The 12,339-nt window shown below is 59.6% G+C and carries 9 protein-coding genes; 5 read left to right on the plus strand and 4 right to left on the minus strand.

The genetic code is table 11. The features are described 5' to 3' along the window. The first annotated feature begins 15 nt into the window (after positions 1-15). Positions 16-1,032 (plus strand): extensin-like domain-containing protein, encoded by a 1,017-nt coding sequence (locus H4I99_RS06440; protein WP_244624929.1) that lies wholly within the window; start codon positions 16-18, stop codon positions 1,030-1,032. Positions 1,033-1,092: 60 nt separating this feature from the next. Here H4I99_RS06440 and H4I99_RS06445 read toward each other — a convergent pair whose 3' ends face one another. Together H4I99_RS06445 and H4I99_RS06450 are read right to left on the minus strand one after the other, a co-directional pair. Further along, the gene (locus H4I99_RS06445) at positions 1,093-3,276 is read right to left on the minus strand and encodes a TonB-dependent hemoglobin/transferrin/lactoferrin family receptor (RefSeq protein ID WP_163900219.1); all 2,184 of its coding nucleotides are present in this window, start codon (positions 3,274-3,276) and stop codon (positions 1,093-1,095) included. 251 nt (positions 3,277-3,527) lie between these two features. After that, complete coding sequence (locus H4I99_RS06450) at positions 3,528-5,207, minus strand: formate--tetrahydrofolate ligase (RefSeq protein ID WP_163900221.1); 1,680 nt, start codon at positions 5,205-5,207, stop codon at positions 3,528-3,530. Positions 5,208-5,441: 234 nt separating this feature from the next. On the opposite strand from H4I99_RS06450, the gene H4I99_RS06455 reads away from it, so the two are divergent. Then, a complete protein-coding gene (locus H4I99_RS06455; RefSeq protein WP_163900223.1) occupies positions 5,442-5,957 on the plus strand; it encodes a TIGR00645 family protein in 516 nt (171 codons plus the stop codon). A gap of 31 nt (positions 5,958-5,988) precedes the next feature. Here H4I99_RS06455 and H4I99_RS06460 read toward each other — a convergent pair whose 3' ends face one another. After that, complete coding sequence (locus tag H4I99_RS06460; RefSeq protein WP_163900225.1) at positions 5,989-6,984, minus strand: COG3904 family protein; 996 nt, start codon at positions 6,982-6,984, stop codon at positions 5,989-5,991. Between the two features lie 201 nt (positions 6,985-7,185). Next, complete coding sequence (gene putA, locus H4I99_RS06465; RefSeq protein ID WP_163900227.1) at positions 7,186-10,305, minus strand: bifunctional proline dehydrogenase/L-glutamate gamma-semialdehyde dehydrogenase PutA; 3,120 nt, start codon at positions 10,303-10,305, stop codon at positions 7,186-7,188. Between the two features lie 110 nt (positions 10,306-10,415). Between putA and H4I99_RS06470 the strand changes: the two genes are divergently transcribed. From H4I99_RS06470 to H4I99_RS24435, 3 genes are all read left to right on the plus strand, one after another. Continuing rightward, entirely contained in the window at positions 10,416-10,877 is a 462-nt protein-coding gene (locus H4I99_RS06470; protein ID WP_099058513.1) for an Lrp/AsnC ligand binding domain-containing protein, read from the plus strand. A gap of 149 nt (positions 10,878-11,026) precedes the next feature. Further along, positions 11,027-11,758 (plus strand): helix-turn-helix transcriptional regulator, encoded by a 732-nt coding sequence (locus H4I99_RS06475; RefSeq protein ID WP_163905769.1) that lies wholly within the window; start codon positions 11,027-11,029, stop codon positions 11,756-11,758. A gap of 49 nt (positions 11,759-11,807) precedes the next feature. Next, entirely contained in the window at positions 11,808-12,266 is a 459-nt protein-coding gene (locus tag H4I99_RS24435) for a PAS domain-containing protein (RefSeq protein WP_163900228.1), read from the plus strand. The last annotated feature ends 73 nt before the right edge of the window (positions 12,267-12,339 follow it).

Here is a 12,339-nt window from a genome sequence, read left to right on the forward strand (position 1 = left end):
GAAACACATACCGTCATGCAGCGGTATGCGCAAGTACCTCGCAATCGAAAGCCCTGCAAACGCTGGAGGAAAGTGAAGCGGAGAAACTTCCCGCTCCCTTGGCCGTTATCCCCTGTCCGCAACAACGGAGACGGCCTATTGCGAAAAACGACCCTGCTCCTCTGCCTCCTGCTCTCGACTGCGCCCGCCGCAGTCAGCGCGGATGACGTTCCAGTACCGGAACCGCGCCCCGAGCATTCGACGCCGGCTCTACCGGTTCCCGAGGAAAAGCCAGCGGTCCCTGCCACTGACGCAGTGAAGACGGTCCCGGCGGAGAAGCCCACCGAAACACCGCCGGTACCGGCACCGCCAACGCCGACAGCGGCACCTCCAGCGCCGGCAACACCACCGCCAGGGGAACCAACTCCCGCCCCCGCCCCCGCACCAGCACCAGCCCCGGCCCCGCCACCTCCGACGCCCATCGAGAAAGAGGACCCCGCCGCGTTCGAGGCATGCACCAAGGAGCTGTCTACCCTCGGAGTGCAGTTCAAACCCCTCGCCCGTATCGACGATGGCGAAGGATGCGGCATCGATCGGCCGCTCAGCGTGACCTCGCTCTCCTCAAAGGTGAAGCTTGAACCGGAGGCAACGCTCCGCTGCGATACCGCACTTCAGCTTGCACGCATGACCCGCGACATGCTGGAGCCGGCAGCCCGCCTCGCTCTGCCCGAGAAGGGAGCGCTGACATCAGTCCACCACGCCTCGGCCTATGTCTGCCGCAACCGCAACGGCGCGGACGACGGCAAGATTTCCGAACACGCACGCGGCAACGCCATCGACATTTCATCGCTCGAATTCGAAAAGGGAACCGCGCCGATGAGCATTGCCAAGCCAGAGGATTCCGACGTTGCCGCCGCCTTCCAGCGCAGCCTGAACGCTTTCGCCTGCCTCTATTTCCGAACGGTACTTTCCCCGGGCAGCGACGCCGCCCATCAGGACCACCTGCATCTCGACATTCTCGAACGCAACGGCAACTTCCGTTATTGCCGGTAGTCACTAAACGAAAGACGGCGCCGAAGGGCGCCGTCCTGAGGACTATGTTCCAGATACTGCTCAGAACCTCTGGGTGAGCGAAACCTTGAAGTAGCGGCCGGCTTCCGAATAGAGCTCGGAAGCATTGGCGACATCCTTGACTTCGAGAGCATCAAAATATGTCTTGTCGAACACGTTGTAGACGCCGGCCTGAACACGCAAACCCTTCACCTGTTCCGGTTCCCACCAGCCGGTGAGGTTTACAACGCCGTAGCCTGCAGGCCTGGTGCTTGCCGTGGAGCTGTCCCGGACCGCCGCGGATGCAACGAGGGTGGCGTCTGCTCCCCAGGTTTCCGTCTCATAGCCTACGCCCAGGATTGCCTTGAGCGGCGCAACCGAACCCAGGATTTCGTCGGTATCGAGATCCTCGCCATAAGCATAGGCAAGCGAGCCGTGTATGTTGAAGCCGTTGGCGAACTTCGTCTGGCCACGTGCCTCGATACCCGAAATGCGAACATTGGCACGGTTGAAGAACTCGTAGCTGCCGAGCCGGTATCCAGCAAGCGCCACCGTATCGACATCGATGAAGTCCTTGTAGCGGGTGGTGAATGCGGTAATCCGGCCACCGAAATCGTCGTCACCAAGGTTTACGCCCACTTCGAAGCCATAGCTGCTTTCCGCTTCGAGATCAGGATTGCCGACCTGACGATAAAGCGGTGCGTTATCGTAGTTCGAATAAAGCTGCGAAACGTTTGGCGCCTTGAAGCCGGTAGCAAACTGCGCAAACAGTTCGACGTCCTGACGTACCTGCCAGCCGGCGCGCAGTTTCGGCGAAAGCGCCCAGTCGGACTGGCCGTCCGGCAGACCGGCATAGCCACTGTTGTTCTGGTAACCGGCGGTGTCCTGCGGATCGTAATCGTACCAGTCGAAGCGCAAGCCAGGCGTCAGCGAGAAGCCGCTGGAACCGATGTCGATGCGATCCTCGGCATACAAACCGAACTTCTTCGCATCCGTCTCGGGCATGTCGGCCTGATTGGTGTGCAGGAACGCGCAGCTGGAGACGTAGGTCACATCGCAGCTATCCTCACCCTTGGCAAACTGGGTCGTCGTCGCGAAACTCAGGTCCGTTCCAACAGTCAGCTTGTGCTGCAAGGCGCCGGTGGCGAAATCGCTGTAGACATAGCCGGCAAAGCCGATGGCCTTTTCCTCATTGGTGCTGATGCGGCTGTATTCGCCGATCGGCGCCGTGTTACGATAGCCGTCGGTCCCGTCCCTTTTCTCGGTCTTCTGCCAATAGAGCGTGGCGAAGACCGAATCGATCAGGCTGTCTGCGGAAATCGCATCGTAGCGATAGTCGAGCGAGACGCGATCGCGGGTCAGGTCGGCGATTTCATCGTAATTGTCCCGGGCGTAGGTAGTGCCCTGGGTGCTCCTCAGATTGGTGGTCGAGTCGAATTCATAATGCTCGGCGGTAATCCCGATCTGGTGGCCGCCCTCCAGATCCTGCCGGATCTTGAAGAGCACGTTTTTCTTGTCGTAATCTTCCGGGTCAGCCTCGGTGCGGGTGGAGCCGTACCCGCCGACGTCGCCGCCGGTATCCTGCTCGTGCCCTTTCTTGTAGCTGCCCTGCAACAGGACGGAGGTGTCCTGGATCTTCTTGGTGATGGCGAAGGAACCGCCGAAGGATTTGTCGGAACTGTCATAGGTCGTCTTGGCGATGCCGCCGTAGTCCTTACCTTCGCCGATCAGATCCTCCGGCTCGAGTGTGCGCAGCAGCACCGCGCCACCCAGTGCGCCCGAGCCTGCACGGCTGGAGTCCGAGCCGCGAAGAATATCGATGCTGGAAAGCGATGAGAAGTCGTAGCTGTTGGCACCGCCGAATGAGGTGCGCACGGCATCGGAAAGATAGGGGATCGGAATACCGTCGATGGTGGTCAGCACGCGGTCGCCTTCCAGACCGCGAATGTTCACGCTCTGCGAGGTTTCGACAAAGCTCACACCCGGCTCGGTCGTATTGCCGAGATCGTCGAGATCGTCGATTTCCTTCTTCGCGATATCGTCCTTCGTCGTCTGAGTTGCAAGCGGCGTATCGGAGACGGCGCCCTTAGCGGTGCGCTTACCTTTCACGACGATGGTCTGGAGCTGAGTTTCGCCGGCAGCTGCAGACGTCGTATTGGCGTCCTGGGCCAGAGCCGGAATCCCGGGAGCGATGGCAACAAGGGCTGTGCAAGCAAGAAGAAGCGGTCGAAAATGCCGGGAGACCATGAAATATATGTCCTTTCACCGGCAAAGCTCCTCCACCCCTAAAACGCGAAGCGTGCAGGGCCTAGCCGATCGAGTTGTTATCAAAACCTGGGCAGACAGCGGTTACCCGCCTTGATATCGCCACGTATAAAACATGATGTTTTGAGTCAACATATAAAACATGATGATTTTATTCATGATTTAACACGTCGGAAAGTCCGTGCAGAAAAGCAACACTTTCACGAAATGCGTCGCTACGGAAGACCGCCGCTTCAGAACAGCCCTTCGATATAGCCCTGCTCGTTGAGGAAGATCCGCTCTGAGGATGGCGACCTCGGCAGCCCCGGCATCGTCATGATCTCTCCGGTGATCGCGACGATGAAACCTGCGCCGGCGGAAAGCCGCACCTCGCGCACATGCACGACATGTCCCTCGGGCGCGCCGCGCAGGTTCGGATCGGTCGAGAAGGAATACTGGGTCTTGGCGATACAGACCGGCAGGTTTCCATACCCCTGCTCTTCCCAGGTCGCGAGTTGGTCGCGCGCGGCCTTGTCCGCAGTCACCTCGGCCGCGTGATAGATCTTCGACGCTACGGTTTCGATCTTCTCCATGAGCGGCATGTTATCCGGATAGAGCGGCTTGAAAGCCGACTGGCCGGAATCTGCGACTTCAGCAACCCGCCTTGCCAGTTCCTCCACACCGGCCGACCCCTCGGCCCAGTGACGGCAGACGATAGCATCCGCCCCGAGCCGCGACACGTATTCCCTGACAGCAGCGATCTCGGCTTCCGTATCGGAAATGAAGTGGTTGATGGCAACGACCACCGGCACGCCGAAGCGCCGGACATTGGCGATATGGCGTCCGAGATTGGAGCAGCCGCGCGTCACCGCATCCACATTCTCATGGCCGAGATCTTCCTTGCTGACGCCGCCGTTCATCTTCAGCGCCCTGATCGTCGCGACGATGACGGCCGCAGCCGGCTTCAAACCCGCCTTGCGGCACTTGATGTCGAAGAATTTCTCCGCCCCGAGATCGGCTCCGAAGCCCGCTTCCGTCACAACATAATCGGCAAGCTTCAGCGCGGTTTTCGTCGCCACCACCGAATTGCAGCCATGGGCAATGTTGGCAAAGGGACCGCCATGCACGAAGGCCGGATTGTTTTCGAGCGTCTGCACGAGGTTCGGCTGCATGGCATCCTTGAGCAGGACCGCCATGGCGCCGTCCGCCTTGATGTCGCGGGCAAAGACCGGGCTCCTGTCGCGTCGGTAGCCGATGATGATATCGCCGAGCCGCCGCTCCAGATCTTCAAGGTCCACGGCAAGGCAGAGGATCGCCATAACCTCGGAGGCGACGGTGATGTCGAACCCGGTTTCGCGTGGATAACCGTTCGTCGCCCCACCGAGCGAGCAGACCACTTCCCGAAGCGCCCGATCGTTCATGTCCATGACACGCCGCCAGCTCACCCGCCGGCTGTCGATGCCCTGCTCGTTGCCCCAGTAGAGATGGTTGTCGATCAGCGAGGCAAGCAGGTTGTGGGCCGAGGTGATGGCATGGAAATCGCCGGTAAAATGCAGGTTGATGTCCTCCATCGGCACCACCTGCGCATAGCCGCCGCCGGCAGCCCCACCCTTGACGCCAAAGCACGGACCCAGCGACGGCTCGCGCAGACAGATCAGCGTCTTCCGACCGATCCGGTTCAGCCCGTCGCCAAGCCCGACCGTCGTGGTGGTCTTGCCCTCGCCTGCCGGCGTCGGGTTGATGGCAGTAACGAGAATGAGCTTGCCGTCGGGACGGCCGGAAAGAGAACGGATAAACTCCGCCGACACCTTCGCCTTGTCATGGCCATAGGGCATGATCTGCGCGGCAGGAATGCCGAGCTTTTCGCCGATGGCCTGTATCGGCAGCTTGCGCGCCGCGCGTGCGATTTCGATGTCGGTTTTGACGTCACCCATGGACTGCTCCCATACCCCGTGGCCTTTTTCCGGCGATTGAACCGTGCAGATAGCCGAACAATGGCGCAAATGGAAAAGAAATTGTTCAACTGACACCTTGCAGCCGGGTAAACGACCCCTGACTTACCCACGGGGACAATTGGCCTCTTGCAGTGCAGCATGGCCCGCCTTATGTCTCGCCGCGTGCCATCCGCCCAAGCATTTGCCCGCAAAAGACAATGGAGAACCCGGAAGATGAAGTCCCTGGAACTGCTGGTTGAAAAGATCATCCTTTCGAGCCGATGGATCCTCGTCGTCTTCTATCTCGGCCTTGTTGCAGCGCTTGCCGTCTATGCGGTGTCCTTCGGCTACAAGTTCCTGAAGGTTGCGGGAAATGTCTTCGAATATGGCGAAGCGGAAATGATCCTTGCCATGCTCGGCCTGATCGACGCTGCACTCGTCGCCAGCCTGATCGTGATGGTGATGATTTCCGGCTACGAGAATTTCGTCAGCCGCTTCGACGAAACCGATGCGGAAGTCTCCTTCCTTGGCAAGCTCGATGCCGGCAGCCTCAAGATCAAGGTCGCCTCCTCCATTGTCGCCATTTCCTCGATCCACCTGCTGCAGGTCTTCCTCAACGCCAACCAGTTCACCGACGGCAAGATCATGTGGCTGACGTTGATGCATCTGGCCTTCGTCATTTCCGCCGTCATGCTCGGATTCCTCGAAAAGCTGATGTCCAAGGGCAAATACGAAGAAAAGGGTTTGTAAGCGCGAACGCGCGGCGGCGAACTCAAGTGGCCTAACCTCCCTGCGCTGCAGCCGTGACGGTCGATACCGTCTCGCCCGCCGGCTCGATTGGGGCGACCGCAGGCGCGGCCTGCGGAGCGACCGGAGGTGGTCCACGGCGGTGACAGCGGACATCGATCCCGTCCTTGTCCGTGCAAAGCAACATTCCCGGCGTCTCGTAAGATGCCAGCATGTCCGTGAGCAGCCCGATCTTCAGCGCTTCCACCGGACTTAGAATGCGCAGATTCTTCGGGTCCGCGCTGCTGACGAAGTCCATGATGCCGAGATCCACCCCCATCTCTGTGAAGTAGGTGTTGAGCTTCGTCCTCGCCTTTTTGGAAAGCTTCGTGCTTTCGCCTTCGTTCCGGAGTTTGCGCTTCACCTCCTTGCGCGAGACCTCCGTCTTCTTACCGTTCACCATCTTGTACTGGATTTCATAGGTCACCATAACGCTCCGCTGGATCGTGGTGATCTGATGAACACCGAGTGTCGCCCATTGCGAAGCCGAGCGCACGGTCCCGCCGGCCATCATGAACGGACAGGCTGAAACGCAATAAGCACCCCATGAAAAGGCCTGCCCTTCCGATGCGCCCTTTTTGGCAATCCCGGCTTTGCATCTGGGATCAGCGGTCGGACAGTCCTTGAGCCGTGTCGCTCCCACGGCTGTTTCCAGTCCGGCCTTGCGGATCATCCGCCCCATCTGCAGCAATGCGTCGACATCACCGCCCTGCGAAAGCAGCACCACCGGCGGCTTCTTGTTGCCCAGCGTCTTCAGCATCTTCTTCAGGCGCGCCGGCGTGTCTGGTGTGATGCGTCCCTCCGCAGAAATCCACTCCGGGCAGTTTTCCTGGCAACCGGCAGTGCGCACCAGAATGAAGCTCATCGGCGGATCATCGTCCTTTGGCTTCACCTTGCTGTCGGCGGCCCATGCGGCAACGCCAGAAGCAAGAAATGCAAGCAGAACGAGGAATATGGAAGAGAGGATTTTGCGAAGAACAGCGATGCGCACGTGCCGAACGCCCTGATTGCGAATAAGGCACGCTAGCGCACTGTCAAAAAAAGCGAAATCGATTTTCGGGAAACTGGATACCTCACGTCAAGACGTCCGGGCATCCTCTGCCGTTCGAACGGACACAGGCGCTCGGGCAACTGAAAAAGCTGGTGGCAAGCGGCATCCCCATGCCACTTGCCACCAGCTTATATTGGTCGATCAGCCCTCGCCCATGGCTATCAGGCTGGCATTGCCACCGGCCGCGGCCGTATTGACGGAGACTACCTGTTCCAGAGCAAAGCGCATCAGATAGGCAGGACCGCCGGCCTTGAAACCGGTGCCCGAGAGACCAGAACCGCCGAAGGGCTGGGTACCGACAACAGCACCGATCATGTTGCGATTGATGTAGACATTGCCGGTGTCAAGCGCGTCAGTCACCGCACGGATCGTCGCCTCGATACGGCTGTGAACGCCGAGCGTCAGGCCATAGCCGGTCGACGCAACAGACTCGATCACCTTCGGCAGATCCTTCGCCTTCCACCGCACCACATGCAGCACGGGACCGAAGACTTCCTTGGTGAGCGCCTCGGGCTTGTCGAGCTCGATGATCTGAGGAGCGAAGAAGTTCCCGGAATTCGGCACCTGTCCCGAATAGCGTACCTTCTGCGTCTTACGCATCTCATCAACGTGGCTCTTCAACATCGCTGTCTGTTTCTCATCGATGATCGGGCCAACATCCGTGGTCGTCATGGCGGGATCTCCCAGATTGAGTTCGCGCGCCGCGCCCTCGATCATCTCCAGCATGCCGTCAGCGATATCCTCCTGGAGATAGAGGATGCGCAGCGCCGAGCAGCGCTGGCCGGCGGAACGGAAGGCCGACATCACGACGTCGTCGGCAACCTGTTCGGCAAGCGCCGTGGCGTCGACGATCATCGCATTGATGCCGCCAGTCTCGGCGATCAACGGCACGATCGGACCGTTCTTTGCGGCAAGCGTCCGGTTGATCGCCTGCGCCGTTCCGGTCGAACCGGTGAATGCAAGGCCGGCAAGCTGCGGATGGGCGGAAATGGCCGCGCCGATATCGGGACCGCCGGGCAGGAACATCAGCACGTCGGCCGGAACGCCGGCCTTGTGGAAGAGCTTCACCGCCTCGAAGGCGATGAGCGGCGTCTGCGGCGCGGGCTTGGCGACGACCGCGTTGCCGGCCACGAGTGCGGCCGCGATCTGGCCGAGGAAGATCGCCAGCGGGAAGTTCCAGGGCGAGATGCAGGCGAAGACGCCACGACCGCGCCAGAGCAGCCGGTTGCTCTCCCCGGTCGGGCCGGGCATAGCCTCGGGCTCGGCAAACAGTGTGCGTGCCTGCTCGGCATAATAGCGGCAGAAATCGACCGCTTCGCGGATTTCGGCGATACCGTCATCCAGCGTCTTGCCGGCTTCTGCAGCCAGAAGCACCAGCAGCCGATCGCGGTTCTGCTCCAGAAGGTCGCCCATCTTTTCGAGGCAGGCCGCGCGCGCTTCTGCCGGCTGCCTGGACCACGAGGCAAAACCCTTGCGACCCGTGACAAATGCGCGATCGACATCGGCAAGGGCCGCGTTACGCACGGTACCGACTTTGCGGCTACGATCCGACGGAGAAAGAACGTTGACGACTTCGGTCTGACCCGCGGCACCGGGAACGAGCGGAGCGGCATCGACGGATTTGTTTTCGGTGGCAAGCCGCGCCATCAGTGCCGCAAGGCTCTCGCGATGGCCGAACTCGAAGCCGGCGCTGTTGCGGCGCTTGCCATAAAGCTCCTTCGGTAGCGGGATCTGGCTGTGCCGGGCGCTCGCGCCCTGATCGAGCCCGAGCCGCTCTGCCGGCCGCTCGAGCAGCTTGGCGATCGGTACGTTTTTGTCGCCGGCAACGGCAACGAAGGACGAGTTGGCGCCATTCTCCAGCAGGCGGCGTACCAGATAGGCTAATAGATCGCGATAGCCACCAACCGGCGCATAGATGCGGCAGGCGATACGTTCGTTGCTGGACAGGAGGCTGTCATAGAGAGCTTCGCCCATGCCGTGCAGGCGCTGGAACTCGAAGCCGCTGCGGTCAGCGCCAGCAAGTTCGAGAATGGAGGAAACCGTCAGCGCGTTGTGTGTCGCGAACTGCGGGAAGATCCGCGCCCGCTTGTCGAGCAGTTTGGAAGCGCAGTTGAGATAAGAAAGATCCGTCGCCGGTTTGCGGGTCCACACCGGGTAGTCGTCGAGACCACGTTCCTGCGCCCGCTTCACCTCGGTATCCCAGTAGGCGCCCTTGACGAGACGCACCATCATCCGCCGGTTATAGGTCTGGCAAAGGCCGTCGATGTAATCGATCACCTGCGGTGCGCGCTTCTGGTAGGCCTGAATGGCGAGGCCAAAGCCGTCCCAGCCGGCAAGCGAAGGATCGGCAAAGACGGCGGCGATCACATCAAGCGAAAGCTCCAGCCGGTCGGCCTCTTCCGCATCGACGGTGAAATTGAGTTGATGGGCCTTGGCCATCTGCGCAAGCTTCAGGAGATCAGGCACCAACTCGCGCATTACGCGGTCATGATGGGTGGCTAGATAGCGCGGATGCAGTGCGGAAAGCTTCACCGAAATCCCCATGCGATCCGGCAACTGCTTGCTCTTGCCGTGCTTGGTCATGAACGCGCCGATCGACTGAATCGAATCCGCATAGGACTTGAAATAGCGCTTGGCGTCTTCGGCCGTACGGGCGCCCTCGCCCAGCATGTCGAAGGAATGGCGATAACCCTTCTCCTCGCTCTTGGCGGCGCGGCTCAGTGCATCCTTCATAGTCTCGCCGAGAACGAAGTGGTGGCCAAGGAAACGCATCGCCTGCTTGGTGGCGCTGCGAACAGTGGGAAGTCCGAGCCGTTTGACGAGACCGCGGACCACTCCCTCTGGCGTCTCACCAGGGCGGATGACGCGGGCGGAAAGTCCGAGCGCCCAGGCCGAAGCCGATACGAACCAGCTGTCGCCATGCGCCTCATGCTCGCTCCAGCCGCCTTCCTTCAGTTTGTCTTCGATCAGCCGGTCCTGGGTCAGCGCATCGGGCACACGCAGCAGCGCTTCGGCAAGCACCATCAGTGCCAGACCTTCGCGCGTGGAAAGGCCGTATTCGCGCAGGAAATCCTCAACCCCGCCGACCGAACCGGAGTTCCCTCGGATCGCTTCGATGAAGCGGGTGGCGCGGCGATCGATCGAGGCATTCCGACTGCCCGACAGCGAAAGCCGTGCAGCAAAGGCCCTGACAAGGCTGTCGTCGTCGCCCGCAAAAGGCGCATTGAATTGCGGAAAATCTGGCATGGCATTCTTGAGCATCGTCACCTCCGTGTTATCGGCAACCTACAGAGAGATTAATAGCATTTCTCACTGATTTTTGGCATAAATACCGCTGCTACCCCTGGGAAACTTGAAAAAGATAGAGACTAATGAAAGAGCTGGACCGCCTCGACCGCAAGATCCTCCGTACCCTGCAGAAGGAAGGGCGGCTCACCAACATCGAACTTGCCGAACGCGTCCACCTTTCACCGACAGCAACAGGCGAGCGCGTCAGGCGACTGACACGGGACGGCTTTATCACGGGCTACATGGCGGTGCTCTCTCCGCAGAAGCTGGGACGAGGTCTGCTCGTCTTCATCGAGGTCAAGCTGGACCGCACCACGCCCGATATCTTCGACGCCTTCGCCGCCGCCGTCAAACGCTCCGATGACGTAATGGAATGCCATATGGTGGCGGGTGGTTTCGACTATCTGGTGAAGGCGCGCGTCGCCGGCATGGAGGCCTACCGCCAGTTTCTTTCGGAAGTCATCCTGCCTCTTCCGGGCGTGCGCGAAACGCATACCTATGCTGTTATGGAAGAGGTAAAATCGGGCTCATCCCTGCCAATTTAAGTTTACAGCAACACTCTGATTTTGCCCAAGAAATTAACAATTCACCAATGCTGCTTGAATTTTAACCTATGGAGTATGAAAAAACGCTGGCTTTTCGTTTCAACTGATATATTTGTTAACGTTAACATACTTGTGTTTATCAACTTTCGATAGTCTTCATTATGATCGCGGAACGTCAGTCGCTCCTCAGCGACGAAATTTCGAATAGTAGGACGCGTCCAGATTTCATGCGCGGAATGGTGCGTGTCTCACGGGAGTTCGGCCTCGATCACATAACGATTATGTCTAGCCCTGGGCCGAGCGACAGGCTTCTGGCTCCATTCATGCTTGAAAGCACGCTGCCCGCGCAATTCGGCCGTGAATTCGACAAAAACTACTTCCTCCGCGCATGCCCCATCCTGCCGCGCCTCAGTCAATCGATCCTGCCTCAGACGTGGCACCTGAAGGATGACGATTGCCCGAACGGCCGCAGTTTTCCGCCTGCGATGAAAGACCTGATGGAGCGTTACGGCGTTGTTATGGGAATGATCTTCCCGGTGACGTCTGTCGATGGCAACCGCTTCCTGCTCCGATATGATGGCGACCGCCCTCGCCTGTCGCAGGTGGAGCTGAATGAGCTCAACATGATCAGCCTGCATGCCTTCGACGTATTCGATCGCATGCGCCGCGCCGAGGTTGCCAATCCCAACCTCCTCTCCGCCCGGGAACTGGAAGTCCTGCGTTGGACCGCCCAGGGCAAGACCTCCATCGAAATCGGCCAGATTCTTTCCCTCTCGGACCACACGATCAATGCCTACATGACGAATGCCATCAAAAAGCTTGATTGCGTGAACAGGACACAGTTGGTGGCCAAGGCCATACGTCTAAAGCTCATCAACTAGCTGCTGTTTCGTCCCGACATGCCGTGGCCAGCAGGGGGGAACAGTCGTCGTGCCGCTTCGTTTTGACCAGTTCGTACAACGGGAATTTCAGGATTGCGCAACCGTCGGGCTGGATGAGCGCGAGGTCGTAGACCTCATGCAGGAATTTCGGCTGTTTGGTTTCTGGCGCATCGACCTCGATACGGGCCTGTTTTACGCGACGCCCGATGTGTTTCGGATCTATGGCCTGAAGGCGACAGACGGCAAGATGAGCCTCGTAGAGTTCGGCTCCCGCATTCATCCCGACGATCTTCCCCTGCTGATGGAGAGCTTCGAGCGAACCTGTCTGCACAAGCAGAGCTATCACAACATATATCAGGCACTCGGTGAAGACGACCGATACAAATACGTGCGAACGGTGGGGCGCTTCCGGGAAAAGCCGGGCACCTCGGGTGAAATCATCGGCATCACCTATGAATTCTTCGAGCGTCTGCGGACTGTTGCCTTCTGCGACGATCCCCAGGTCTGACCCAATATTCACCCAAGCCCAACTGAAAAGGCCGGTCGGCGGGGTACGCCGACCGGCCTTTTGCTTTATGTAT

Origin of the sequence: Paenirhizobium daejeonense, from assembly GCF_014280875.1 — a bacterium.
GTDB lineage: Bacteria > Pseudomonadota > Alphaproteobacteria > Rhizobiales > Rhizobiaceae > Allorhizobium > Allorhizobium daejeonense.